This window comes from Candidatus Methanomethylophilaceae archaeon, assembly GCA_017524805.1.
GTDB lineage: Archaea > Thermoplasmatota > Thermoplasmata > Methanomassiliicoccales > Methanomethylophilaceae > Methanoprimaticola.
Map to the genome: position 1 here is coordinate 16,917 of JAFXUX010000004.1, position 26,544 is coordinate 43,460.

Annotated in this window: 21 protein-coding genes and 1 pseudogene; 4 read left to right on the plus strand and 18 right to left on the minus strand. The window is 56.8% G+C overall.

The features are described 5' to 3' along the window. Positions 1-117: 117 nt before the first annotated feature. Genes IKP20_00530 through IKP20_00550 form a run of 5 tightly spaced genes read right to left on the minus strand, consistent with a single transcriptional unit; the run spans position 118 to position 5,964 of the window. On the minus strand, positions 118-2,652 hold the full coding sequence (locus IKP20_00530; protein ID MBR4503464.1) for a TIGR04190 family B12-binding domain/radical SAM domain protein: 2,535 nt from the start codon (positions 2,650-2,652) through the stop codon (positions 118-120). Between the two features lie 16 nt (positions 2,653-2,668). Then, a complete protein-coding gene (gene uppS / locus IKP20_00535; GenBank protein MBR4503465.1) occupies positions 2,669-3,451 on the minus strand; it encodes a di-trans,poly-cis-decaprenylcistransferase in 783 nt (260 codons plus the stop codon). 4 nt (positions 3,452-3,455) lie between these two features. Beyond that, the gene (locus tag IKP20_00540; protein ID MBR4503466.1) at positions 3,456-4,406 is read right to left on the minus strand and encodes a DUF1743 domain-containing protein; all 951 of its coding nucleotides are present in this window, start codon (positions 4,404-4,406) and stop codon (positions 3,456-3,458) included. Then, the gene (locus IKP20_00545) at positions 4,403-5,077 is read right to left on the minus strand and encodes an RNA 2'-phosphotransferase (protein MBR4503467.1); all 675 of its coding nucleotides are present in this window, start codon (positions 5,075-5,077) and stop codon (positions 4,403-4,405) included. The genes IKP20_00540 and IKP20_00545 overlap by 4 nt, the downstream gene beginning before the upstream one ends. After that, positions 5,074-5,964 (minus strand): bifunctional 5,10-methylene-tetrahydrofolate dehydrogenase/5,10-methylene-tetrahydrofolate cyclohydrolase, encoded by an 891-nt coding sequence (locus tag IKP20_00550; protein ID MBR4503468.1) that lies wholly within the window; start codon positions 5,962-5,964, stop codon positions 5,074-5,076. Before IKP20_00550 ends, IKP20_00545 begins: the two co-directional genes overlap by 4 nt. A 124-nt stretch (positions 5,965-6,088) precedes the next feature. Here IKP20_00550 and IKP20_00555 point away from each other — a divergent pair, with 124 nt between their 5' ends. Beyond that, a complete protein-coding gene (locus tag IKP20_00555) occupies positions 6,089-7,849 on the plus strand; it encodes a nicotinate phosphoribosyltransferase (GenBank protein MBR4503469.1) in 1,761 nt (586 codons plus the stop codon). Positions 7,850-7,882: 33 nt separating this feature from the next. On the opposite strand, the pseudogene IKP20_00560 reads toward IKP20_00555, so the two are convergent. The 6 genes and pseudogenes from IKP20_00560 to IKP20_00585 form a co-directional block, all read right to left on the minus strand. Further along, positions 7,883-8,326, minus strand: a pseudogene (locus IKP20_00560) (polysaccharide deacetylase family protein). Further along, entirely contained in the window at positions 8,323-9,834 is a 1,512-nt protein-coding gene (locus IKP20_00565) for an AMP phosphorylase (GenBank protein ID MBR4503470.1), read from the minus strand. The pseudogene IKP20_00560 and the gene IKP20_00565 overlap by 4 nt, the downstream one beginning before the upstream one ends. Beyond that, on the minus strand, positions 9,831-11,066 hold the full coding sequence (locus IKP20_00570; protein MBR4503471.1) for a ribulose 1,5-bisphosphate carboxylase large subunit: 1,236 nt from the start codon (positions 11,064-11,066) through the stop codon (positions 9,831-9,833). The genes IKP20_00565 and IKP20_00570 overlap by 4 nt, the downstream gene beginning before the upstream one ends. A gap of 5 nt (positions 11,067-11,071) precedes the next feature. Then, entirely contained in the window at positions 11,072-12,001 is a 930-nt protein-coding gene (locus IKP20_00575; GenBank protein ID MBR4503472.1) for a ribose 1,5-bisphosphate isomerase, read from the minus strand. A 115-nt stretch (positions 12,002-12,116) separates the two neighbouring features. Further along, on the minus strand, positions 12,117-12,737 hold the full coding sequence (locus IKP20_00580) for a hypothetical protein (GenBank protein ID MBR4503473.1): 621 nt from the start codon (positions 12,735-12,737) through the stop codon (positions 12,117-12,119). A 163-nt stretch (positions 12,738-12,900) separates the two neighbouring features. Further along, the gene (locus IKP20_00585; protein MBR4503474.1) at positions 12,901-13,401 is read right to left on the minus strand and encodes a hypothetical protein; all 501 of its coding nucleotides are present in this window, start codon (positions 13,399-13,401) and stop codon (positions 12,901-12,903) included. A 130-nt stretch (positions 13,402-13,531) separates the two neighbouring features. Between IKP20_00585 and IKP20_00590 the strand changes: the two genes are divergently transcribed. Continuing rightward, the gene (locus tag IKP20_00590; GenBank protein ID MBR4503475.1) at positions 13,532-15,040 is read left to right on the plus strand and encodes a hypothetical protein; all 1,509 of its coding nucleotides are present in this window, start codon (positions 13,532-13,534) and stop codon (positions 15,038-15,040) included. On the opposite strand, the gene IKP20_00595 is transcribed toward IKP20_00590, so the two are convergent. The 7 genes from IKP20_00595 to IKP20_00625 are packed head-to-tail and all read right to left on the minus strand — an operon-like array spanning position 15,009 to position 20,746. After that, on the minus strand, positions 15,009-16,055 hold the full coding sequence (locus tag IKP20_00595) for a class I SAM-dependent methyltransferase family protein (protein ID MBR4503476.1): 1,047 nt from the start codon (positions 16,053-16,055) through the stop codon (positions 15,009-15,011). The genes IKP20_00590 and IKP20_00595 overlap by 32 nt on opposite strands. Then, complete coding sequence (locus IKP20_00600; protein ID MBR4503477.1) at positions 16,052-17,200, minus strand: NAD(P)/FAD-dependent oxidoreductase; 1,149 nt, start codon at positions 17,198-17,200, stop codon at positions 16,052-16,054. The genes IKP20_00595 and IKP20_00600 overlap by 4 nt, the downstream gene beginning before the upstream one ends. A 7-nt stretch (positions 17,201-17,207) precedes the next feature. After that, positions 17,208-17,855: a fructose-6-phosphate aldolase gene (gene fsa / locus IKP20_00605; GenBank protein ID MBR4503478.1), complete on the minus strand. Its 648-nt coding sequence runs from the start codon at positions 17,853-17,855 to the stop codon at positions 17,208-17,210. Then, positions 17,852-18,799: a transketolase family protein gene (locus tag IKP20_00610; protein ID MBR4503479.1), complete on the minus strand. Its 948-nt coding sequence runs from the start codon at positions 18,797-18,799 to the stop codon at positions 17,852-17,854. Before IKP20_00610 ends, fsa begins: the two co-directional genes overlap by 4 nt. Beyond that, complete coding sequence (locus IKP20_00615; GenBank protein ID MBR4503480.1) at positions 18,796-19,626, minus strand: transketolase; 831 nt, start codon at positions 19,624-19,626, stop codon at positions 18,796-18,798. The genes IKP20_00610 and IKP20_00615 overlap by 4 nt, the downstream gene beginning before the upstream one ends. Before the next feature lies 1 nt (position 19,627). Then, entirely contained in the window at positions 19,628-20,407 is a 780-nt protein-coding gene (locus IKP20_00620) for a DNA polymerase sliding clamp (GenBank protein ID MBR4503481.1), read from the minus strand. A gap of 12 nt (positions 20,408-20,419) precedes the next feature. After that, the gene (locus IKP20_00625; GenBank protein MBR4503482.1) at positions 20,420-20,746 is read right to left on the minus strand and encodes a transcription factor S; all 327 of its coding nucleotides are present in this window, start codon (positions 20,744-20,746) and stop codon (positions 20,420-20,422) included. A 450-nt stretch (positions 20,747-21,196) separates the two neighbouring features. Between IKP20_00625 and IKP20_00630 the strand changes: the two genes are divergently transcribed. Beyond that, positions 21,197-25,075 carry a leucine-rich repeat protein gene (locus IKP20_00630; GenBank protein MBR4503483.1) on the plus strand — a complete coding sequence of 1,293 codons (3,879 nt, stop codon included), beginning with the start codon at positions 21,197-21,199 and terminating at the stop codon, positions 25,073-25,075. 229 nt (positions 25,076-25,304) lie between these two features. Beyond that, positions 25,305-26,540 (plus strand): MBL fold metallo-hydrolase, encoded by a 1,236-nt coding sequence (locus IKP20_00635; GenBank protein MBR4503484.1) that lies wholly within the window; start codon positions 25,305-25,307, stop codon positions 26,538-26,540. Positions 26,541-26,544: the final 4 nt, after the last annotated feature.

Sequence of the window (26,544 nt, forward strand, 5' to 3'; positions counted from 1 at the left end):
ATATAAAAATGAAGGACAGCGAAATTAGGGTATGTTTAAATACAAGCGGAAACAAAAAAACGCCAATCTGATAGTGAATTAGCACAATAGTGTCACTTCCCCTTTCCCATCCCATATTTATCTTTTGACGCCGAATACCGCCACATGACAATAGGATTCATTGGCGCAGGAAAAATGGCAGAAGCCCTCATCGGCGGCCTGATCTCGAAGAACATATTCGGGAGAGACGAGATCGTCGCTTGCGCCCCCTCGGAAGGGACCCGCATCCGCATGTGGGAGACCTACGGCATAAGCATGTACGAGACCGCGGCCGAGATGTCTGAGAAAGCGGACATAATAGTTTTGGCCGTCAAACCGAAGCATGTAGCCGAGGTTTTCGATGAAAAACTTACCATCGACGGCAAAATCCTGATAAGCATAGTCGCCGGGCTCTCGATGGAGCGCCTGAAAGGATACGCGCCGAGGTCGAAAGTGGTCAGAGTGATGCCCAACCACTGCTGCATGGTGCTGGAAGGGGCCATGGGATATTCCTGCGATGCGTCCCTTTCCCCCGAAGAGAAGGGATCCGTCTCGGAAATGCTGTCCGCCGTGGGTCTCGCCGCGGAAGTCCCGGAATCGGAGATGGACGCGATCACCGCAATAGCTGGGAGCTCTCCGGCTTTCATGTACATGATCATCGACGCCATGGCGGACGCGGGGGTTCTGAACGGCCTCACCAGAGCGGATTCGATAAGATTGGCTGCCCAATCGATGCTCGGGGCGGCGAAAATGGTCTTGGAGACGGGAAAACACCCCGATCAGCTTAAGGATGAGGTTTGCTCGCCTGCCGGGACCACCATCGAAGGCGTCAGGACCCTGGAGGATCTGGGGCTTCGCTCGGCCATGATATCCGCGATAGACAGCACCGCCGCGAAATCGCGCGAAATGGGCAGATGACGATCGGCGCTTGAAAACCGATTTCATAATCGAGATCCCGATGCGGGGGGCGTTGCTCCATATGGAGCCCGTCTCCCAATCGAGATCCTTCTTGTTGTTGATGGTGGAGTTCATCATGCGGACCCCCTCGTCTTTGGTCTCCCAAAGGCGGGCTTCCCGCTCCTTCTCGTCGGGAATCTGCAATATCCCGTCGACTTTGTGCATCAGCTCCCTGGCGAACTCGGTCCTTTCGCGCCTCTGCTTGAGCTCCCCGTCGCCGATGCGGCCCGCATTGCGCTCGGCTTCCGCCAGGATGTTGGCCGCGTCATAGGATATCTCGGCGACATCGTCCCTTGTCATCCAATTTGTCTCATACGACAGGACATGCTTCCAGGACGGGCTGTCCAGAAGCTTTCTGTGGTCTTCCAGCGTGCGGGCGCGGATTCTGTACCCCCATTTCTCCGGTTCCTCGAAAGCGCGGCTGCCTGGATCTACGAAAGGCGCGAATGGCGCGTTATAAATGAAAAGCTTGTCCTCCCTGTTGACCAATCCCCAAAGGCGCTCCGCGGCCCTGGCGCTGTCCAAAGCGGATTCCCTGTCCTGGAAAGGGAGCCCGTTCATGTAGAACAGGTCGAATCTGCTGCAGCCGTTCCTGAAAGACGCCGCGACGGTCTTCTCTATGGCCTCGTTGGTGTATCCCTTGCCCAGAGCGAACCTGACCTTCTCATCGTGGGAATCCGGGGAGAACTCTATGGACCATCCGCCTTCGAAAGCCCCGTCCAGCTTCCTGAAATACTCCGGCGTGGCGCCCCCGAAAAGCTCCACCACCACATGGTTCTTTATCTTTCTGGAGCGGCACTCCTCGAGGAAACGGTCGGCATAATCCATGCCTTTCTGCCTGAGGTCCCCGACGATGAACACCGGGGTGTCGAAGTAAGACTGGATCATCTCCATGTCGTCCGCGAGCCTTTCCGGGCTCCTGAACGCCGGGGCCTTCCTGCAGACTACCTTTCCGTTGGCGAAATGGGAGCCTCCGCACTCGGCGCAATTGATGGAGCACCCCCTGACCGTGAACACGGAAGTCAGAGGGACCTTGTCCCACCCGTACCAGGGCAGAGCGCCTTTGACGTCCATGTTGCGCATGGTGCACTTGATCATCGTCCCATAATCGAAAATGACCTCGTCCAAAGAATCCAAGGAATATGATATCCCGTTGGAATGGATCTTCCCGTCTTTGTCCTTCCAGGTGAGGTTCGGGATGCCGGACAGGTCCTCGGCGCCTTTGGACAGCGCCTCCATGAGCATCACGGTGGGAATCTCGGTGGTGTCCCCCCTCATGATCAGGTCTATCTCGGGGCGGCGGATGAGCTCCTCGTGGAAATACGATGACGTGAACCCCCCGAACTCCACCTTGGAATTTGGGTGGTATTTCTTCACTATCTTCGCCAGCTCAATGGCGCCGTGGGCATGGGGCATCCAGTGCAGATCGATGGCGAATACGGCCGCGTCGAGGGATTTTATCTTCTTCTCGGCGTCGAACCTGTCGCTGGCGAGCATCTGGACGGCGATGTTGCATATGCGGGTCCTGAATCCGGCCGCCTCCAGATGGGAGGAGATGGTCATGAATCCCACCGGATACATCTCGAATACCGGCGAAGATGGGATCACATCGCTCACAGGCCCGTAGAATATCGGTTTCCTGCGGAAATCGTAGACGCTGGGAGCATGGAGAAAGATTATGTCGCAACGCATCTCAGCTCCCATAGCGCCTCTGACGCTGCTGATATGTCCTTATGGCCCTCAGGAGATCGATGTACCTGAATCCGGGCCAGTAGACATCGGTGAAATAGAGCTCAGAATAAGCCATCTGCCACAGAAGGAAATTCGAAACGCGGATCTCTCCGGACGTCCTGAGCACGAGATCTGGGTCCGGAAGCCCCGACGTGGAAACGCTGCCGCTGATGAGGGTTTCGTCGATGTCATCGATTTTGAGCTCCCCGTCCAGAACCCTCTGGGCTATGCAGCGCATCGCGGAGACTATGTCCTGGCGGCCCCCGTATGCGATGGCTAGGTTCAGATGATAATCGGAATAATTCTCCGTCTTCTGATACGCGTAATCGATGGCTTCCCTGACGTAATCCGGGAGAAGATCGACGTCCCCTATGACGCGGACGGCCACCTTGTATTTGTGGACGCGGGGGTCGTCGGCGAACTCCTTGAGGGAGGCAGTAAGGATCTTCATCAGATAGTCGACCTCGGAATCGCTGCGGCTGAAGTTCTCCATCGAGAATGCGTATGCCGTGAGGTACTTCACCTTCAGCTCTATGCACCAGTCGAGGACCTCCCTGAGCTTCTCCTTGCCTTTCTCGTGGCCCTTGTTGGTATCGTCCGTCTTCAGGATTTCCCTGGCATATCTGCGGTTGCCATCCATTATGATGGCGATATGCTGGGGTATCTCGTGGGATTTGACTTCCTTCTCTATGCGAGACTGATACGTCGAATAGGCGATATCCGAAATCGGATGGGGCATCTCCATGAGATCACTCGAAATCCTCGGGAAGGCCGGCTGCGGGCTCCCCGATATCGAAGCATCCGATGGCGGCGACGGCTCCGATCACGCCTTTCATTCCGGTGATGCTGATGATCTGCACCCCGTTCTCCTCGGCCGCGCGGATGGCATCCTCCTGGGTGTAAAGCACGGATTTGCAGCTCCATCCGAATTCCCTGAGTTTCTCCGGGATTTTGAGCCCTTTGTATACGGTTATGACGGTATCGTCGGAGTAGGTCTCCTTCCTGATGAATTCGGTGGCGAACTCGATGAGCTCCGGGATGTCCTTCTCCTTGATGGCGAAAGAGACGGCGGTTGAGCAGCAATTGGTGGTCTTGTTGGGCGCCTTCGGGTTCAGCTGGATGATCTTATGCTCCAGGAATATCCCGACCGGGCACTGCACGCCCAGCCTCATGGACGATACCCAGGAAGCCCCCTTCTCTTTGGTGTCGGTGTCGTCGACCCCTATGATCACGCGGACGTACTTCTCGGTGATAATGTCCACGTGCGCGCGGTGCGCCCCGCCCATCTTGAAATCGTCGGGATACTCGGTGCGTATGACGCCCGGGGCCTGAGGAAGACAGGCTCCGATTCCGACGGAAGCGCCGGCGATCCCGTACCATGTGGTGCGGACCTCGTCGCCCTCTACTCTGAGGGATTTTATGCCTTGGCCTCCGGTGTCGGCGGCTGCCGGGCCGAAATTGATGTCTTTCTCCCCTATTTCCGCATCCATGACTATCGTGTTAGTGTCCAGCTTGATGCTTCTGACGACGCCTTTGGTGCGCCTTCTGTTGACGGCATCCCACTCGGCGGGACCTTTCGAAGTGCAATGCTCGATGATCTGAGCGACTCCGTTCTTCTCGTCGACGAGCGTGTACAGCCCTTTGCAGAACATCGGGCCGTATTTATTGTTGACCTCATCGGGCCTCAAAACATATGTCATTCCGAATCCTCCGGGTCGAAGCCCTCTGAATCTTCATAATCTTCCGGATCGGCCAGAGAGATGGCTTCCGGCGGGACGTGCTTGCACAGGAACACGGTGCGGGCGGCCTTTCCGATGCCGTAGCCCATGTCCATGCATTTGTCGGCGTCGATCTCCAGGATCACCGGCTCATCCACGCGGACCGCGCCGGCCCTGAACGCATCCCTGTAGGTGAGGGACAGATGCACCATAGCCCTGTCCGACGGATAGATGCCTGATTCCTTCAGGAACTCGGCCTCCTCGGGCGTGGCCGGATAATACAGGGACTCCGGGATGTTCTCGCAATCGAGTTTGATGTCCAGCGGGACCGTGTGGCCGTATGTGGCCTTTATCTTGCCGCCGGATATGAGATATCTGCCTTTGGGATCGGTCTCTGCGAGTGCTTCGATGTGCCTCGTCCTGAGCCAATCCATGCGCCCGCCGCGGGCTTTTATCAGATTGAGGACTTCGCGGATGGACACGAACCCCTGGGAATCCATGTCGGGGTCGTTCTTCTTATGCCTGAGGATACCGGCCATGGACCTTCCAAGCTTCTCCACCTCGTAATCCGACATCAGGAACTTGCCTTCGCTCCCGCAGCGAGGGCACATCTCACCGCGGAAATAGCCGTGCTCCTCGCATTCCCTTATCATTTCTTCCCCTCCGCATAGAGCTCGGCCGCTCTGACGGCGTTTGCCATGAGCATGCATATGGTCATCGGCCCCACGCCTCCCGGGACAGGGGTTATGGCAGAGGCCTTTTCCTTGACGGAATCGAAATCCACGTCGCCTACCAGCCTCGTTCCGCTGGGGCGGGTCGGGTCTTCGACTCTGTTGGTCCCCACGTCTATGACCACGGCGCCTTCCTTCACCATATCTGCGGTGATATAGCGGGGCTTTCCGATGGCCACGATGAGTATGTCCGCCAATCTGGTGATCTCCGCCAGATTCTTAGTCTGCGAATGGACGACGGTGACCGTAGAATCAGCGCCCGAACCTTTCTGAACCATCATGGCGGCCATGGGCTTGCCTACGATGTTGCTGCGGCCGACCACGACCACATGCTTCCCTTTGGTCTCTATGCCGGATCTGATCAGCATCTGCTGGACCCCGGCGGGCGTCGCGGGAAGGAACGAAGGCTCGCCGATAAGCATGCGCCCGACGTTCTCCGGGTGGAAGCAATCCACATCCTTCGAGGGGAGTATGGCGTTTATGACCTCCTTCTCGTCGAGATGGCCCGGCAGAGGAAGCTGTACGAGGAACCCGTGCACGGAAGAATCCGCGTTGAGCTCCGCGATCTTTTCCATGAGCTGGTCCTGGGTGGTTTCTGCTGGCATCACCACGGTCAGCGAGTGCATGCCGAGGGATACGCACATCTCCCCCTTCTTGCGTACGTAGACCTGCGAAGCTGGATCGTCGCCGACGAGGACGACCGCAAGGCCGGGGGTGATCCCCTTGGATTTGAGAACTCCGATTCTCTGTCTGAGCTCCGCGTAGATCTCCTCGGAAACGTCTTTCCCCAGAATTAGTCTGGAAGTCATATGTTCACCTTTGATGCGATAATGGGTTCCCTTTCTTTATACTAACTATCTAACGCACCGGCTGACGGCTCCGACAGCCCCCACAATTAATAGCAGAACGGCGATGGAAGGGCGAGGACAGAGCATGACCCAATGCGACAAGCGCAATCTCAGCATGGTGATGGACCTATATGAGATGACGATGGCGAACGGATATTTCATCGAGGGAGACAGCGACAAGAAAGCGGTTTTCGATGTTTTCTACCGCAAAAACCCTGACAACGGTGGATTCGCCGTATTCGCAGGCTTGGAGCAGGCCGTGGAGATGATAGCTGGCCTCCATTTCGACGATTCGGACATCGATTATTTCAGATCGCTAGGAATATTCGGCGAGGAATTCCTGGAAATGCTCTCCGGATTCCGCTTCCGCGGCGACGTTTACGCTTTCCCCGAGGGGTCTGTCGTATATCCGAACGAGCCTTTGGTCACGGTCGTCGCCCCCATCATCGACGCCCAGCTCATCGAAACGGCGCTTCTGGCGCAGATAAACCACCAATCGCTGATAGCCACCAAGACTTCCAGGATCGTCCGCGCCGCCAAAGGCAGATCGGTATCGGATTTCGGGGCCCGCAGAGCCCACAACATGGACGCGGCGGTGTACGGAGCCCGCGCGGCTTACATAGGAGGGGCGACCGGCACGGCCACGGTCTTGGCCGGAAAGGAATTCGGGGTGCCCGTGAGCGGGACCATGGCGCACAGCTGGGTCATGTACTACGGGGACGAATTCGAAGCGTTCAGAAAATACGCGGAAACGTATCCAGACAACGCGCTGCTTCTTGTGGACACATACGACGCGCTCCATTCGGGCGTCCCGAACGCCATACGCTGCGCGAAAGAAGTCTTGGAGCCCATGGGAAAGAGGCTCAAGGGGATACGCTTCGACTCCGGGGACCTCGCATATCTCTCCAAAAAGGCCAGAGCCATGCTGGACGCGGCCGGCCTGAATGACTGCAAAATCGTGGTGTCCAACAGCCTCGACGAATACACCATAGGGTCCATACTGGATCAGGGCGGGATGATCGACGGGTTCGGCGTCGGCGAGCGCCTGATAACGGCGAAAAGCGACCCCGTTTTCGGCGGAGTGTACAAAATTGCAGCCGTGGAAGAGAATGGGTCTTTCTCGCCCAGAATAAAGATCTCGGAAAGCGTCGAGAAAATAACGAATCCGGGGTGGAAAGACGTTTACAGGGTATATTCCGAGGATGGGCACGCTGTCGCGGACCTGCTGACTATCCACGGCGAAGAGGCTGACATCTCGGAAGGATACGGTTTCGTAGACCCGAAGCGCCCCTGGAAGAGCATGAGATTCGGAAAGGTCACGGCCAAAAAGATGCACGAGAAAGTCATCGAGAACGGAAGGATCGTCTGCAAATCCAGAGGAATGATGGAGATGAGGGATTATCTTGCGGACCAGCTCAAAAACGAGATCTGGCCGGAGGAGCAGAGGTTCTCCAACCCTCACGAGCACTTCCTCGACATGTCCCCCGGCTATTACAGGATGAAAATGGACCTTCTGGACCCTTCGAAGCGGCTCCGATCGGCGCACCAAGACCTCGGGCGAGAAGCCCAGATCCAGAATGCCCTCGAGAACGGCCCTTACGTCGAGCGCGTTCTTCCGCTCGGTCTCCGTATCCATCAGGCCGCCTTCCCTGCGCTCGCACATGTGCCAGGAATGGTCGGCCAGCATCATGTAGCCGCCGGCGCTCTCGGCCATGCGGACATAATCCTCCGGCGGGCGTTTGCCCTCGTGCATCGGCCACAGATACGCCGCGATCACCTTCCCGGAGGCATCGCACGATTTCGGGACAGGATACTCGGCTATCCCGCCCTCCTTGATGTACGGTGAGCACGCCCCGTAAGCGTATTCGGACGAATCCGCAGAGATTCCGAGACTTTTCAGAACGGGCAGGACGCATTCAGGCATGGACATATAAGGCGCCCTGAAGCAAGATGGGCGGGATATGCGGTCCGACACGGCCTGGAAGCCTTTCTCCAAGATGCTTTCCACTTCCGCGTCGGATATGCTCAGCCCGACGCTGCTCCCGGTCAGATCCTCATGGTCGTACCCATGGAATCCGACGCAATGCCCGGACAGGCAGGAACAGTCTGTAGTCTCGGCGGTGCGGCCCTCGACGAAGAACGTGGCCTTCATGCCGATGCCGTCGAGGATGTCCAGAATAGATCTAAGACCTCTCTCGGAAGAGGAAAAGCGGGGCGCCTGGCCGGATCCCCTGTCAATTGACCCGGCTTCCAGGCGCCCTGGTACCGGGAGATTGGCGTCCCGGTCCAGGTCTATCGTGAAGAACAGCTTCTTCCCGCTCATCTCGCAGTCAGAGGCGATACCCTCTTGATGAGCATCCCCTCGATGTCCATGGGCTGGTATTTGATCGCCGTCTCCTTCGCGCGCTTGAGCTTGGCCTCGTTGTCGGCGTATATCGTGAGGAGAACCTCGCCTTCCTCCACCCTCTGGCCCTTCTTCTTGGAGAAGATTATGCCGGCGCCTTTGTCCGACGGGGAGCCGGCTGCCTTGGCGATGGCCACGACATCCTTGTTGCTGATCGAATGCACATATCCCGATTTGGGCGAGCGGAGCTCATAGCTGAACTTGCCCGGCTTGAGATCGTCGGATTTCAGCTCTGGGTTGCCTCCCTGGGCCACCACGATCTCCATGAATTTGCGGTATGCCTCGCCCGAAGCGAGAATCTCCTTCGCCTTCGCGGAGCCGTTGGGAATCCCGGCGACTTCGAGGATGATTCCGGCGCAATCGCAGGCTTTCTCAATCACCGCGCAGGGATGGGTGTTCCCTTCCAGGATGCTTATGCATTCCCTGGCCTCCAGGTTCGGCCCGACCGCGTATCCGACAGGCTGGTCTGCGTACGTTATGGCGCATTCCACATGGATTCCGATCCTTTCGCCCAGCTCCATCAGGTCCTTCGCATACTGCTTGGCCACCTCCAAAGTCGGCACCTTGGTCCCGGCTCCGGTGGGTATGTCGACCACCAGATGCGTGGCGCCCATGGCGAGCTTCTTGCTCATGATCGAGGCGAGCATCTGCGCCCTGGGGTTGATCCCGAGCGGGTGCTCCACCTTTATCACCATATCATCGACAGGGGCGAGGTTCATGGATCCGCCCCAGGAGAAGACCCCTCCGATTTCCTGTGTTATCTCCTTCAGGGATTCGGCGTCTATCTCCACGTCGCAGAACGTCTCCACGAAATCGGATGTGCCGCAGGCGCTGCTTATGGCGCGGGACGAGGTCTTGGGTATCATTATGCCGGCGGCAGCCACGATGGAGACGACGATTGGCGTGATCTTGTTGCCTGGAACCCCTCCGAGGCTGTGGAAATCGAACACGGGGGTGCTGTCGAACTTTATCATGTCGCCGGTCTCCGCCATAGCCACGGTGAAATCGGCGATCTCTCCGATGTCCATGCCGTTGATGTACAGGGAAGTCAGCCACGCCGAGATTTCGATCTTGGAAAGCCTGTTCTCCAGTATGTCTTCCACTATGGCTCTGATTTCCTCTCTGGTGAGCGCCTCCCCGTCCATCTTCTTCCTTATGGAACGGACGGAATCCGGCTTGGCCGCGTAGGTGACATTGATCACATCCCCCTCTTTGAGGCCGCATTTGGAGAGGAGCGAATTGGACATCGCCACGACGCCCCTATCTATCAGCGTATCTGTATGGGATACCAGCACTATCGTCGGCCTGGGGCCGGGAATGTTCACGCGGTCCCCTTCCTGCACGCCGATCTCGGCGCAATCGGCTTCATGAATCAGAACGATCTGCTCGGACGAGTCCACATCGTATCCTTTTATGGTCAGCTTCATTTCGATCCCCACTTCGCAAGCGCTTTGGCGAGTTCCTCATGGCTCCTGGCATACTCCTCGGCGGATATTCCGAGGAAAGCGGCGTCCACCGCCTGGCTCATGGCTCTGGCGCCTCCGATGACGCCGTCGGGGTGCCCTGCGACGCCTCCTCCCGCCTGTATCTGGACGTTCATCCCGGCGCGGTCGGTTATGTCGGAGACTATTCCAGGGTGGACGCCTCCGGAGCAGACGGGCATGACGGCCTTGTATGGCACATCATCCCCCAGACAGGCCGCGAGATTGCCGTCGTCATGGGCTCCCGCGGACATCTTCCCAGCCCCGAGGGTGCCTATGTGCAGCGCGTCGCCACCGCACATGCGAACCAGTTTGGTTATCGGCAGCATGGCAATCCCATGGAAGGGATCTTTGGTGAAAGCCCCATGCATCGTCCTGTGCACATGGATAGGCACCTTGATGGACGGATCCTCGGCCAATGCCTGCACGGCGCCGAACCCGCAGGTGATCACGTCGACCATTATCTGCTTGGCGCCCCATTCCTGGACCTGCTCAGCCAATTCGACTATTTTGTCGCCGCGGGTGCTGACGTTTATCGCGTGGAGCATAAGATGGCCCTCTTCTTTGAGGGTGTCCAAAGCCTCGGCGACCGCCACGGTCCTCTCGTCGATGGGGCAGAAAGGCTGGTCGACCAGGGTTTCATCGTCCTTGGAGTTGGTGAGACCTCCGGAACCCGCCTCGTAGACGTATTCGGCGGTCTTCTCCGGCGAAAGCCCGATCTTCGGTTTGACGATGGTCCCGACCAAGGGCTTCTCCGGGCGGCCGAGGATCTCCCTGAGCCCATCGGCGCCGAATTTCGGGCCTTTGAACTGGGACGCGATGCTCTTCGGGAAGGAGACGTCCTCCAGCCTGACCCCTTTGAGGGCTCCCAGGCCGAACAGATTCCCGGCGATGACGCTCAGAATCTGCGGAACAGAGCCGACTTCGATGCTGAAATCTTCGGCAGGATATTCGACGGTGATCATATCGCCCTCGATCCTGGTCACCCTGGCGCCGAGGGAATCGAATATGCCCCTGTCCAGCGTGGATATCCCGGTCCAAGTGCCGGTGGACTGCTCGGCCGCGATGGCTTCGGCGGCCTTCTCCATGGTCAGATCTGTCGTCACGCGGTATTTGCATACCACATATTCGCTGGGATCCTCAGGCTCCCCGAGATGAAGATAAGAATAGCTTTCCATTTGCGTCACTCCTTTGAGAAAACCGATTCGCCGAGCTGCCTTACCATGACGTCATAGACCGCGCCGGGAGAGATCATCCCCACCTCGCTGATTATGGCGTCGATATACTTTCCAGGCGTGCTGTCGAACACGGGATTGAACACTTTTACCTGATCCGGGACTTCCCCCGGCTTCACGACCTCGGAGATATCCCTCTCCTCGATCACCACCATGTCCCCGAATATGGTCATGGGCGAGAATTTGTAGGTCTCGGCGCAGACATAGAAAGGAACCCTCCTCTCCTCGGCGGCGAGAGCCAGCTGCGAAGTCCCGATCTTGTTGATCAGAACTCCGTCGGATGTGATCGTGTCGGCTCCGACGAAGACCTTGTCGATCCTCTTCATCACGCTGCGGACGGCGCTGTCTATCACGAGCGTGACATCTATGCCGGAATCGGCCAAGTCCGTGACGGTGAGGATGCCCTGCCTCCACGGGCGCGATTCGGTCGCGTACACCTTTATGTCCTTGCCTTGGCGATGGGCCTCTTTGATTGCCCCCAAAGCCGCGCTGCTGTTGCAATGCGTCAGGATCGTGTCTCCATCGCGTATCCTTTTGGCGCCGATGGAGGCGATCGTCTGGACGGCTTTGGACGACGATTCGACGAACCTCTTCGAATTGGAGGACACCAAAGCGCGAGCCTCCTCGATGGATGCGACCTCGTTCACCCCTTTCACAGCCGATTGGACCCCGTTCCATAGGGATACCGCCGTGGGCCTGGATGAGATGACCTTGTCTGCGGCCGCTTTCAGATCGGCAAGGAAAACCTCCAAACTCTCTCCGCGATAGGAATCCGCGAACTCCCCCATCGCCGCCGCGCCCGCGCGAGCTATCTTTCCCGCGCCGCGGATGGTCATGTCGGCGATGCGCCGAGACGTGTCCTCGATGATGTCTGCCACGGGACGAGAATCATTATCCTCGATTAAATAACAAACGGGAACAGCCGCAAAACATCAGGCTGAAAGAAGGTAAGGGGTTTGGTAAAAGGTTTGGTATGTCAACTTGATCGACAACTCACATGTTCATGCCTTCCTTCACATCTTTGTTGAAGAGGAGGCAGACCATGAAGATGCAGATGATGAGGTTGGCGATGGTGATGACGAGGTTGGCCAGGTAGGTGAGACTGAAGCTGCCGAAGACGGCAATGATCTGTCCGATGAGGCCAATAAAGTTGAATATCGCGCCGAGGGCGAACAGAATGAGGAGGATGATCCAGATGACTCTGTCAAGGTTGTCCTTCTTTCCGTCGTTGATCCTAGTGGAGATACCGATGATGATCAGACCGATGATCACAGCGATGGCGAGCGAAACCAGAGTGGTTCCGATCTTGCCGCCTGCATCATCGTAGGTGTTCCAGATGGAGAACACGGCGTTGATAATAACTCCAAGTCCCGCAAGCTTGACATACTGTGCGAGGATGTCGAGTTTGTTCGTAATCTGAGAGTTCCTGATCTTCCACCCGAAGGCGAAGTACAGGATCGCAACGATGATCGGCCCAATGGCTGCGACAGCCGTAGGCCCATCGATGCCGCCGGACACAGCACCAACGAGAGCGACGATACCCAGTATGAACTGGATAGCACCGATCACGATGAGTGCCGTGCCGAGAGTTTTGTTGTCGTCAAAGAATGACATAGCTTATGTTACAACAAAGAGGTTTATAATTCTAACGGTCACTTTACCCCAACAATCCATTTATTATGGAATTAAATGATTGATTTAGTCGTTCATTTAGCATATATATGCATCATGATACCAAATAGCATTGTGCGAAATACTTTATTATTCCTGATAATAATTATTGGATGCATATTCCCAATATCTCGTAAGCTATGCGACGAGCCTCATCCATCCCAAAAACAAGGTAAACCGCAGCCAAAACAGCTTCGAAAGAATCTGCGCGCATGCTCTCTTCCACTATGGCATCGCCATGTTTGGTCCTGTGGCCTCCGCCGACCCTTATGACGCCATCGATGCCCAATCCTTTGGACAGAACCTTCTCCGAGATGCTGTGATTGGAGACGATGCTCTGCTTGAAATCCGTCATAGCGCCCTCATTGAGATCGGAATCCCTGTAAACCGCCTCGCATGCGATGAATTCCAGAACCGCATCGCCGAGGAATTCCAAACGCTCATACGATTCGGCGACCTCAGAAACATCCGCGGCCTCGTTGGAATAGCTGTCATGCGTGAGAGCGGCGCAAAACAGATCCACGCTGCCCCTACTGAGTCCCCTGTAGCAGAATGGGGGTTTGGCGAGGAATTCGCGGACTCTCATCTCGAAATCCGATTCTGGCATCGGATTGCGTGATGCGGTGATGGGTCATATTCTCTGCGACAGATTGGCGGATAAAATATGCGTCTCCCCATTTATCATTTAGAAAACTCACGAAAGATTATTATTAGGGCGTTGCCCAATAGACCTCCCCATGGCAGAGAAAAAGCGCTTGAGGATGAGAGGCGTCAAACACACCTCCAAAAGGTTGGAAGACGATCTTCTGGACCGCTCCAGAACTCTGGCGGAGAACCCCGGCATAATCAGGCCCGCCTGCGCAGGGAACTGCAGGAAATGCGCTTTCGACAAGACATTCAAAAGCATATCCGGCCTGAGGAACATCATCGACAACCCCGATGCTCTGATCAAAGAGGCCTCCAAATTCGGCGGGGACGACATAGTTCGCGCCTATGCGGGCACCGTGTCCCTTTCGGCGGCCGGAAGCATCCCGCTCTTGGCGACAGCCAAACTCCCGGGCGGGGACACAGTATCTTACGCCGTCAGAGGGACGGTGAAAGCGGACAAACTCATAGGGTGCCAATATTACACTGACCCTAAGCTCAGAATGTTCCTGTACAACGATTTCATCAAGAAAAACAAGCTCCATCTCTATTCCTTCGGAGACGACGTCGTATGCTCCGACGCGCCCAGCATGCCCGAAGACTATCTCAGCGACACATTCTGGGAAACGCCTTACGAATTCCCCAAAGACGGGATTTCGTGCGGGCATGACGCGTCCGCAGTGCTGGAGATAGAGATAAAATCCCTCGGGGAGACCATTCGCATCTGCGAAGGCTGCGCAAAGAACGTCTCGACCCTCACTTACTTGGTATCTAGAATGTCCGCGGCAGATCCGCTGGATGACTTCGCCGTCCGCATAAAGCACAAGTATCATAAGCCCGGGGAAAAGGACTACGAACCGATCGAAGGCGACGCCCTCAAGAAATACATGCTCGGCCTGACGACCGATTCCGCTCTTATAGAATCTATAAAAAGATTAAAAGTAGGGGATCTGAAAGGGAGCGGCACGGCCACCTACGTCATCGGGACGGAGAACTACGGCGATTCCCTTGAGAAATTCGTATCCCAGCTTACTGGTGACGAGTGCGAGATCGAAGCTCTGAAGAAGTTCCTGACGGACAACCCCAGAGGACTCGTCCTCAAAAACCCGAAGGCATCGGAAGCCCTCAACGCCATATGGGAAAGCGATTGGAAGGCAATCGTTACGGCGTATACCGATGCCAAAACTGCGGAATTCCTTGGGGATGCCTCCAAAAACCAGCCGCTCCCGACTCTCTTGGCGGCCCGCAGCAGATTCCAGACGGCCGACGTGAGCGCGGCGCTGCCGGAATTCAAGAGGCCGGGGCCGTTCACCTCCGCCGCAGACAAACTCGCGAAGGCATACAAGGCCGGCGGGCAGAAGATGCTTGAAGAGGCGGCCAAGACCAAAGGCATGAAGAACGGGAAGATACGCGCTGTAGAGGCTTCGTTCCTGATAGCGTGCGGCGTGACCGACCTGCCGTCCAAGCTCACCCCCTCGGAGAGAAGTCTGGCCGATTATCTGGCGCCGTTCGCCAGATCGCTGATGGATGCGGATGCAAGCAAATATGCGGACGCGATGAACACGTTCCTCATCGCATGCAGCTCCGGTGAGAAGGTCTGACCCTAACATCGGCGACATAATGGGATACGGACGGGGCGAAAGATTTCACCTCGCGGATCGACAGGATTTCGTACCCGTCCTCCCCGCATTTCCCATCGAAAATCTGCTTTATGCGGCCTTCATATTCATGCACGTAGAACGTGTCGTGATAATGCAGGATTCCGCCTGGCTTTATCATCCCCAAAGCGGCATCCAAGAATTCTGACGTCGTCTGGACGTATCCCATCAATATGCGGTCGGCGAACGCTTTCCCGGGAAGGTCCCTGTTGTCGCCCAAAATCGGGATTACGACACCAGACAGCCCGTTGTCCCTTACGTTGCGGACCAAAAATCCATACGATTCCGGGTTCTTTTCGCATGCGAACACGCGTCTGGCACCTGAGAATTTAGCCAGAGGGAGCGTGAAATAACCTATTCCCGCGAACATGTCCACCACCGTCTCGCCGAGGCAGTCCAGATTCCTCATGCGCATGCGCTCGTTGGTGTTTCCGGAGGCGAACATGACCTTGGTCACGTCGAAACCATAGCGGATCCCGTTCTCCAGGCGGACGGATTCGGTGTCCGTGCCGTATAAAATCTCCATGCTCGGCCGCCTGAACTCGCCGGATACCCCGCTCACATCGGCGCAGACCGTCTTCGCGCCGAGGATTTCGGCATATGCCTGGCCGATGATCTTCCCATAAGGCCTGCACTCGGGGCGCATGCGGACTATGACTATGTCCCCGACATATTCCCACTTCTCTGGCAGCATGCCTTCCAGTTCTGGATACGAGGACAGCCTCTCGCGTATGCGCTCCTGAGGGGGCCTCCTGTCCAAAGTGTGGGCCTCGCCCTCGACCAGCTCCATCGAAGCCGCCGGCTCATCGCCGAGACGCTCCGGAAGTATCGGCACATAGCGGTAATCTTCGTCTTTGGAAATCTTGGCGTGGATGTCGACGAAACCCTCGTCCATCAGGCGGCGGATGATGGGGCCGGCCTCCTCCGACCTTATCTTGGCGAAAACCACTCTCTTCATATCAGGCACCTTGCCGCCAACGAGATCAGCCCGGGTATCGCGGAGGGTTTGCGGAGCATCCCATGGATGACATCGGCAGGATGGTCCAGATCTATGGCGTCGAGGGCCGAGCGCACATCATCCCTTGAGCAGTACTCCCCAGCAAGGTCGAGCTTTGGATCGTCCAAGCGCGCATACTTTTTGCGGAGGAAATAGGCCCGTTTCAGCTCCTTCCCGAAATCGCCCATCCACATCCTCTCGTAACGGGAAAGGTTCTTCCCAGACAGATCATCGGATTCCAGCGCAGACGCAAGCACCTCCGACAGCATGGGCGCGGCTCTGAACGCCGGATAAAGACCGCCGCCGGATACGGGTTTCACATGGCAGGCGGCGTCCCCTATGAGAAGGCACCTTTCCCCGTAGGTAGTGCGGCGCCCTCCGAGAGGGATCTTCCCGCAGTACATGGATCTGACTTTGTCGCCCGGATAATGCTCGGAAAGAAGCCTCTTCAGATATGGCCAGGGAGGGCCCGCGGCCCATGATGCGCAAAGCCCGACGCGGACGAAATCCCCGCACGGAATCTCCCACGAGAAAAATCCAGGTGCGACCTGGTTCCCGATGCGTATGCGGAAGGTGTCGACTAGATCGGAATCAGAGAAAACGTCGGCTTGGATCCCGCGGATGTACTCTTTCGGGCCGTTGTCCCCCAAAGACATGGCGACCGCCGAAGAATGCCCGTCGGCCCCGACCAAGGACCTGCATCCGGATTCGCCGGAAGCTGAGCGGACTTCGATGCCTCCGGACGACACGGAATGCGACAGATAGCGGTTGCCGTAGGAGAAATCGGCCCCTGCGTCCATAGCGGCGGCGGCCATCTTGGCGTCCAGATCGGCGCGGTCTATCACTATCGCCTTCGCGCTCTTGGAACGCACCTCGACGCTTCTGCCGCCGGGAAAAACAACTTCGGCGCCGTACAGAGTGTTGAAAACGTCCGGATCAGACCCGGACATGCGGGCGACCTCCTCGGTGATCAGGCCGGCGCATTGGGTCGGGACCCCGGAGGACCCGTGATCCTCCAGGACCCTGACTGAAAAGCCTCTCGATGCAAGCAGGCGGGCGGATGCGCTTCCGGCCGGACCGGCGCCCACTATGACGGCATCGAGCATGGGATCCTCAGTTCTTCTTGGATTTCTCGTAGTCCTCGATGAATTTCGCGATTCCTTCGTCGGTCTTGGGGTGCTTGACCATCTTCTTGAGGGTGTCGTAAGGGATGGTGGCGATATCGCATCCGACGAGGGCGGCGTCGAGAACGTGCTGCGGGCCGCGGATGGAAGCGGCGATGACCTCGGTGGTTATGCCGTAGTTCTGGAAGACCTGCATGATCTGGGAGACGAGATCGGATCCGTAGATTCCGATGTCGTCCAGGCGGCCGACGAAAGGCGAGACGAACGCGGCCCCGGCCTTGGCGGCGAGAAGGGCCTGCTGGGCGGAGAAGATGAGGGTGACGTTCACCTTGATGCCCTCGGAAGAGAGGACTTTGGTAGCCTTCAGGGTCTCGACGCACATCGGGAGCTTTATGTTGATGTTGGGGTGGATCTTCGCGACTTCGCGGCCCTCGGCGATCATCTCGGGGGCGGTCATCGACATGATCTCTGCGGAAACGGGGCCGTCGACGATTTCGGCGATCTCTCTGACGCGGGTCCTGACGTCGACGCCTTCCTTGGCGATCAGGCTCGGGTTGGTGGTGACTCCGTCCAGGATCCCCCAGCTGTTGATCTCCTTTATCATGTCCAGATTAGCAGTGTCTATGAAAATCTTCATGCTTTCACCTTTCTTGAAACCGATTTCCTGGCCGCCGCCGCGATGTCCGATGCGGTGAGGCCGTATTTGACGAGAAGGTCCGCCGGAGCCCCCGATTCGCCGAAGGTATCCTTGGTCCCGACCATCTCCAGAGGCACGCATGCCGAAGAGCAGAGGCATTCCGCGACCGCGGATCCGAGCCCGCCGATCACGCTGTGCTCCTCTGCGGTGACGCAGCATCCGGTCTTCTTCGCGGAAGCTATGACGGCATCTTTGTCCAGCGGCTTTATGGTGGCCATGTTGATGACCTCCGCTTCGATCCCCTCTTTGGCGAGGATTTCCGCGGCTTCCAAGCAGGATGAGACCATCTGGCCGCACCCTATGAGCGTGACATCGGATCCTTCCCTCAGGACCTTGGCTTTGCCGATCTGGAAGGCTTCTCCCTCCTTGGTTATGGTGGGGAACTCCGCGCGGCCCATCCTCATGTACACGGGGCCGTCGTAATCGGCGATGGCCATGGTGGCGGCATACGCTTCGTAGGCATCCGCAGGGGAGATCACGACCATGTTCGGGAGGGCGCGCATGATAGCCATGTCCTCCAGAGCCTGATGGGATGCACCGTCCTCTCCCACGCTTATCCCGCAGTGGGTGGCGACGATCTTCACGTTGAGCTTGGGATAGGCGACGGCAAGCCTGATCTGCTCCCAGCATCTGCCGGAGGCGAAAACCCCGAACGTGGATGCGAAAGCGGTCTTCCCGGAGGCCGCCAGCCCTGCCGCGATGCCGATCATGTTCTGCTCCGCGATCCCCACTTCCACGAACCTTTCCGGGGCGGCCTTCCTGAAATCGGAGGTCTTGGTGGATCCGGCCAGATCCGCGTCGAGGACGACGATGTCATCCCTCTTGGATGCGAGTTCCGCCAGAGCTTTGCCGTAATAATTGCGCTGGGCGAGGTTCTTGGTCATTGGATCGCCTCTCTGAGCTCTGCGACGGCTTTGGCGTATTCCTCGGCGTTGCAGGCCCTGCCGTGGAACCCGGCGTTGTTCTCCATGAACGAAACGCCCTTCCCTTTGACTGTGTTCATGATTATTACCGTGGGCTTCTTCCTGGATGAAGACGCCTTGTCCACAGCCTCGATTATCTCGCGTATGTTGTGGCCGTCGATGATCGACACGTTCCAGCCGAATGCCCGCCACTTCTCCGGGAGGGGATCCAGACCTACCGCGTCCTCGGTGTTCCCGGTGATCTGAAGGCGGTTCCTGTCCACGAACGCTATGAGCCTGTTCAATCCGTATTGGCTGGCGAACATCGCCGCCTCCCAGTTCTGGCCGCTCTGGAGCTCTCCGTCCCCGAGCAGGCAGAAGGTCCTGTAGTCCTTCCCGTCCATCTTCCCCGCCAAAGCGATCCCGCAGGACATGCTGAGCCCTTGGCCGAGGGATCCGGTGGACATCTCCACTCCGGGCACCTTCCCGCGGACGGGATGCCCCTGAAGCTTGGAGCCGATCTTCCTGAGAGTTATGAGGTCTTCCACGGGGAAATACCCGGATTCGGCCAGAGCCGCGTAAAGGATGGGAGCGACATGGCCTTTGGATAGCACGAATCTGTCCCTGCCGTCCCAAGACGGATTCTTGGGATCGTGATTCAGAACGCGGAAATATAGCGCAGACATCAGATCCGCGGATGACAGCGATCCCCCAGGATGCCCAGAGGATGCCGCGTATGTCATCTCTATGACATGCAGCCTGAGCTTGTTGGCGATTGTCTCGAGTTCCGATACGCTGCGTTCAACCATTTCACTCACTCTCTATCCTCGGCGCCAGAAGATAATTCACAGATACATGCTGGCCTGCGATGCCGAATAGAAGCTTTACCGGATAGTCGTTGTCCAACTCTATGTTGATGACTGTCCCATTGGGGATTGCCTTGACTATGTTCGAGAAATAATCGAGCGGGAACATGCTGCAGACCTCGTCGTCGGCGTCCAGGCTCGCGAGGTTGGGTTTGTCGACGCGAAGGGTGACGGAATCGGTGTCTCCCTCGCATGAGAGCTCGAACCTTTCGGAATTGGCCCTCATCGTTATGTGGTCTGATATCGCGTCGGCCGCGCTGATCCCTTTCTTGAGCTCGTCGATGGATATCCCTATTGAAGACTTCAGATGCAGATCGGGGACTTTGGGGTCGTTGAGGCTTGAGGTGTCGAGGATCGTCATGGCCCTCGTGATGTTTCCGACCCTGAATATGAGCCTCCCTTTGTCTGCGTCCTGCTCCATCCTGATGATATCCACGCCGGATGCGAGCTTGAGCACGCCCTTGATCTTGTCGAGGTCCAATCCTATCTCGCATTCCTCGGCGGCATATGATTCGAAAGCGCCGCTGTCTACGTTGATCTCTATCATGGCGACGTGGGCTGCATCCACCGCCTTCAGAGTCATGCCCTCGGGGGTTATGGTGAACTTCACCTCATCCACGATGGCAGAAATGATGTTGACGAGACCTTTGAGCGTCTCGGATTTTATCTCCGCGCAGAAATGGGGCGCATCCCCGCCTCCGCCGTACTGTACAGTCCCGGCCATATCCCAATCCCCTCAGTACTCTCTCCAACTGTGATTGCACTTGCAGCAGCGGTAGATCATGGTCTCAGGCTCATCCGCCGCGCGCGTCTGCCTGATCATGTAGTATGCTTCCGTATATTTGCACTGGGGGCACAGCACATGCGTCTTGGGAAGAGTTATGGTGTCTTCCTCGGAGATGACGGTTATCTCCTTGTCTCTTGACGATGTGGTTATGATCTCGGATTTCCCGGAAACGTCCTTCGTAGCGCCGCAACCATTGCATGTATAAACCCCATCTTTCGGGGACATCATCGATCCGCATACTGGGCAAAACAATTTAACAGCCTCTTTTTTCCTCATTGACTGTCCGTATATAGTTATATCGAGAATAACTCTGAAACTGATTTTCCGACGGTTATTGCATCCGCGATTAGATGCCTCTGCTGAGCCTTTTTCTCCGTTATTTTCCGGACGATGGCGCTTTTGGATGGATTCTGCCCGGAAAAACGCGGATGGACGGGCTTATCACATTCATTTAGGAGTCCAGAAATGTTTGGTGCCCGACGTATGCGTTCCCGCAGGCGAGGCCTGAGGATGATGCGGAAAAGCCGTCGCTATATCGGGGACAATCCCTTATAGGACGCCGCACGTTTTGATATACGATTAATTCTTGCCGATTAGCAATTCGTATAAATCTGCATACTGCATAGCAAGGCCGAAGAGGGGAGCGTACCTCCGCGGACCGGTAACAGAACAACATGCGCATCGCGCCGGACGCGCGGACGGCATTACTAAACGGGAGATGAATAAATGAGATGGAAAACGGCATTGATCGCGATGTTCGCTTTGGCTCTCGTCGCATCAGCGGCTTTGATTGTATCATCGGAAGATGCTGATACATATGGCGAGACCCAAAGCCAGGAGACGGCATTGGGAGCGTCGATTCCGGCGGTAACGGGGGACGTCAAAACCGGCCAGACCGTGAACGTGAACATCGCTGCGGCAGAAGAAGAAAAGACGTACAGATTCGTGGCTGACAGAGACGGCGTATTCGCTTTCCAATCGCACGGCAACGAAGATACTTACGGATACCTCTATGACTCTCAAGGAAATCGTTTGCAATACAACGATGATGGCGGCGACGGCAGAAACTTCAAACTCCAATTCTATGCTGATGAAGGCGAAACATACTACGTCACAGCAAAATATTACGAAACCACAACCGGCAGCTTCACTGCGGAGATGACTCTGGTATACGAAACGGACTCGAAGCTGACTGCCGTGAACATCAACAAACCTGGATCATATCTGCTGTTCGACAGCGGAAAGACAGGCTATGCGGACAATGACGCCGACATATACATAGAATCCAATGGACACGCGAAGATCGGAAAATTCGTCATGGGATTCGCGCCGGAGAATGCCGTCCTCACCATCTATTCCTACGATGTCGATGAGCAATCCGGCGAAAGAGACGTCATCCGGCTCAAGGACGTCACAGACGGCACTGCGGTGGACTTCCAGCAGCAATACCTCCACGGATCCGACGGCGAATGGAGCACGTCTACGGTGGCAATAGACGGCCAATATCTGAAGAAGGGCCATACCTACTATGTTTACAACTATGAAACTGTGAGCGGATGGATAATCTGGATCAGAAACGTCTCGATCCAGTTCTCCGGAGACTCATACAACTTGGAATTGGACGCGGCAACTTCCGGATCCAACGTCGACCTCACCCTTTCCGGGAAGCTCAGCCGCGGGACGTACAACGTGGAGTACGGGATATACAGAGCTGCGGATCTGGTGCACGTATCCACGATCAACAGCACGTTCACCACAGATTCTAGCGGAAACTTCACTGCCTCCTCGTCGAGCTCCATGTACGGATACTCCACCGGCATGTACAGAGTCGATGCCCTGATAAGATCGGGGACTTCCCTGATAACCACCGCCAGCTGCACATTCAGCATGGACGGATATGCCGTCAACTACAATTCGAACGGAGGATCCAACAACGTCCCGGCAGGATCGACCTACGCGCCCGGCGATAAGGTCACCGTGCTGTTCGACAAAGTCCCGTCAAAAACCGGATACGCATTCGTCGGATGGTCAGACAGCAAGAGCGCCACGACAGCGAAATACACTACCAACGGGACCAAGACGTTCACTATAAACAATAACACGACGCTCTATGCCGTCTGGCAGAAGCTGGACTTCGATGCGGGCACCGAGTTCACCGTTGGAAACCTCAAATACACCGTGACATCCGTGAATCCCGATCAGGCCTCGGTGACAGGATTCGTATCGGGCATAACATCCGCCTCGATTCCCGCCTCGGTCACCTACAAGAGCCATAGCCTGGCCGTCGTTTCTGTGGGAGAGAAGGCGTTCTACGGATGCACCACCCTCAAAACGCTCAGCATAGCCGCCCCGACGATAGGCCAGAAGGCATTCGCCAACTGCTCTGCCCTGGCCACGGTCAAGCTCACCTCTGTGACCAATATCGGAGCTTATGCGTTCTACAGCTGCGACGCCTTCACCTCGGTCACATTCGCCAAGAACCTGGCGTCCGTCGGGACCGCGGCGTTCAACAAGATACAATTCTTCGACAATGGAAAGGCCGTGTCCACAGCAAAGAACCTCGCCGGAAAGACCTTCACCGGCTCCGGAGGGAAGCTGTACTATGGGTCCGCCATATCGGTGGGAACCGAGTTCACTGTAAGCAGCGTGAAATACACCGTCACTTCCGTCAGCCCGGCCAAGGCCAACGCCACCGGGTTCGTATCCGGGATCAAGACCGCGTCGATACCTGCTTCCGTCACATACAATGGCCAATCGTTCGCGGTGGAATCCGTGGGCGAGAAAGCGTTCTACGGATGCACCACCCTCAATACGCTCAGCATAGCCGCCCCGACGATAGGCCAGAAGGCATTCGCCAACTGCTCTGCCCTGGCCACGGTCAAGCTCACCTCTGTGACCAATATCGGAGCTTATGCGTTCTACAGCTGCGACGCCTTCACCTCGGTCACGTTCGCAAAGGGCCTGGCGTCCGTCGGGACCGCGGCGTTCAACAAGATCCAGTTCTATGACAGCGGCAAACAGATAACCGCCGCTGCCAAGAATCTTGCTGGGAAGAACTTCACCGGCTCCGGAGGGAAGCTGTACTATGGGTCCGCCATATCGGTGGGAACCGAGTTCACTGTAAGCAGCGTGAAATACACCGTCACTTCCGTCAGCCCTGCCAAAGCGAACGCAACCGGGTTCGTATCCGGGATCAAGACCGCTTCGATACCTGCTTCCGTCACATACAATGGCCAATCGTTCGCGGTGGAATCCGTTGGCGAAAAGGCATTCTACGGATGCCCGACACTAACTTCCGCCTCAATATCCGCGCCTACGGTGATGCAGAAGGCATTCGCCAACTGTGCGGCCTTAGCCACGGTGAAGCTCACATCCGTGACCAATATCGGCGCATACGCATTCTTCAGCTGCGATGCGCTCACCTCGGTCACGTTCGCAAAGGGCCTGGCATCCATAGGAACTGCCGCGTTCAACAAGATCCAGTTCTATGACTACGGAAAGGCCGTGTCCGCTGCCAAAGACCTCGCCGGAAAGACTTTCACCGGCTCCGGAGGCAAGCTCTTCAACGGCCCAGCAATCCTTCTGGGAACCGAATTCACCTCCTCCAGCATCAAATACAAAGTCGAATCCCTGAACCCTGCCACGGTTAATGCCGTCGGATACGTCTCAGGCATCAAGAACCCGGTCATACCTGCGACCGTCGCCTTCAGCGGCGCGACATTCACGGTGAGTTCCGTGGCTGAGAAGGCTTTCGCCAACTGCTCCACCATTATCACCGTGAAGATAAGCGCCCCGACCGTCGGTATGAAGGCTTTCGCCAACTGCACGGCACTGAAGTCGATAACGTTCTCTTCCTGCCAGAGCATAGGCGCCTACGCTTTCTACGGGGACGACGCGATAACGTCCATAGTGTTCTCCAAGAATCTGAATTCTGTGGGTTCGTCCGCCTTCGGCAAATTGCAGTTCTACCAGGACGGCAAAGCAATAACCGCGACCGCATCCAATCTTGCCGGCAAGACATTCATCATGTCAGGCGGCAATATGTGCGCTAAGGCGCCCGTAGGCACCAGCGTCACCATAGGCTCCCTCACATATACAGTGACATCCGTGACTCCATACGAAGTTTCCGTGACGGGCTACAAAACAGGCCTGAAGAGCCTCACCGTTCCGGCGTCGGTATCTGTTTGGAAGCTTTCCGCCGGCGTCACCTCGATTGGCGACCAGACCTTCCTCAACTGCAAGACGCTTTCGACAGCCGATCTGGGGGAAGTCAAGTCCATAGGTTACAAAGCCTTCGCCGGTTGCGCTGCGCTCAGAGCGGTCTGGATGTTCTCGGCCGAAAACATAGGCTCCTACGCATTCTACGGATGCAGCAAGATCACGGTCCTGGAGATCCCGAGCGCCAAGACCATCGGCTCCTATGCCTTCGGCGGATGCACGGGCCTTTCCTTCGCATCTTTCTCGGCCGATCTGACGGACGTGGGCTCCAATGCCTTCAACGGCATCAAATTCATGAAGGGGACGGCCGCGCTGTCAGCGACCGCCAAAAACCTCGGCGGAAAGATGTTCGCCGGCACCTCCGCCGTCCTGAAGCTCGTATCCTGAGAAAAACCGGGGGTTGCGGCCCCCATTCCCATTTTTTTGCCCTTCTGACCCCGACCTAGACCGTCGGAAGCAAGAACAGCAACATAAAAATATATGCTTCCGATAGAGTGCCATCCTTATAATGTAGGGCGGCAGGCCCTGCGTCATCATCACTGTCAAGGGGACGCCATGAGGCTTCCCTTCACAAAGCCCTCCCCAAGCGGAGGCATACGAAAAGGAGATCACTGACATGGACATGAAATTCAGATTCCTCGGCGGAGCCGATATGGTAGGCCGCATGGGGATGACAATGGAAGCCAAAGGGAGCTCATTCCTGGTGGAATACGGGCTGAGCCCCACCAAACCGCCGGAGTTCCCGCTTCCGGCGCCGAAAGTAGACTACGTTTTCCTCACCCACGCGCACCTCGACCACAGCGGGATGCTCCCGCAGGTGTGCGGAACCTATGACTGCAAGCTGTTCACCGCGCCCCTCAGCGCCGAGATCGGGGAGCTCATGATGAAAGACACCCTGAAAATCGCCAAAGCAGAGGGCTACGTGCAGCCGTATACCGATATCGACATCAAAAAAACGATGGATGCCGTCGTCCCGATGAGATTCGGGGACACCATAACGCTCAACAACATCGACATCTCGATGATCGACGCGGGGCACATACCCGGAGCCGCGATGTTCGAGTTCGAGAAGGACGTCAAGACACTTTACACCGGAGACATCCACACCGAGGCCCAGAAGCTCGTCAAAGGCGCCAAACCCGCGGACTGCACCAACCTTTTCATAGAGGGGACCTACGGAGGCCGCAACCACCCGCCGAGGAAAGAGACCGAAAGGAACTTCCTCGACAAGATCAGGGAGGTCATCGAGCGCGGAGGGAAAGTTCTCATCCCTTGCTTCGCGGTCGGAAGGACCCAGGAGATAATGGTCCTGCTCAAGAACCTCGGCTACGACATGTGGGTCGACGGCATGGGCAGGAAAGTCACCAACCTGTTCCTAAGATACGACGAGTATCTCAGGGAGCCCGGTGTCCTCAGATCCGCCAGGAAGCGCTTCAACGAGGTCACCAACGGATACACCAGGAACGAGGCGAAGAAGGGCGAGATCATAGTCACCACGGGCGGGATGCTGGATGGGGGGCCGATCCTCGGGTACCTCAAGGCCATCAAGGACGATCCCAAGAGCGCCATATTGCTCGTCGGATACCAGGCGGAGGACACCAACGGCAGGATGCTTCTCGAGCAGGGCTGCGTGAACATCGACGACGAGATCTGCAAGATCGAATGCGAAGTCCAGAAATACGATTTCTCTGCGCACGCCGACCACAGCCAGATCGTCAGCTTCATAGAAAGATGCGACCCCGACAACGTCATCATAATGCATTCGGACAACAGGGACCTCTTCCTCCCGGACCTGTCAGATTACAACGTCATACTTCCGGAGACCGGAAAAGAGTTCCATCTGGAGGTCTGAGGCC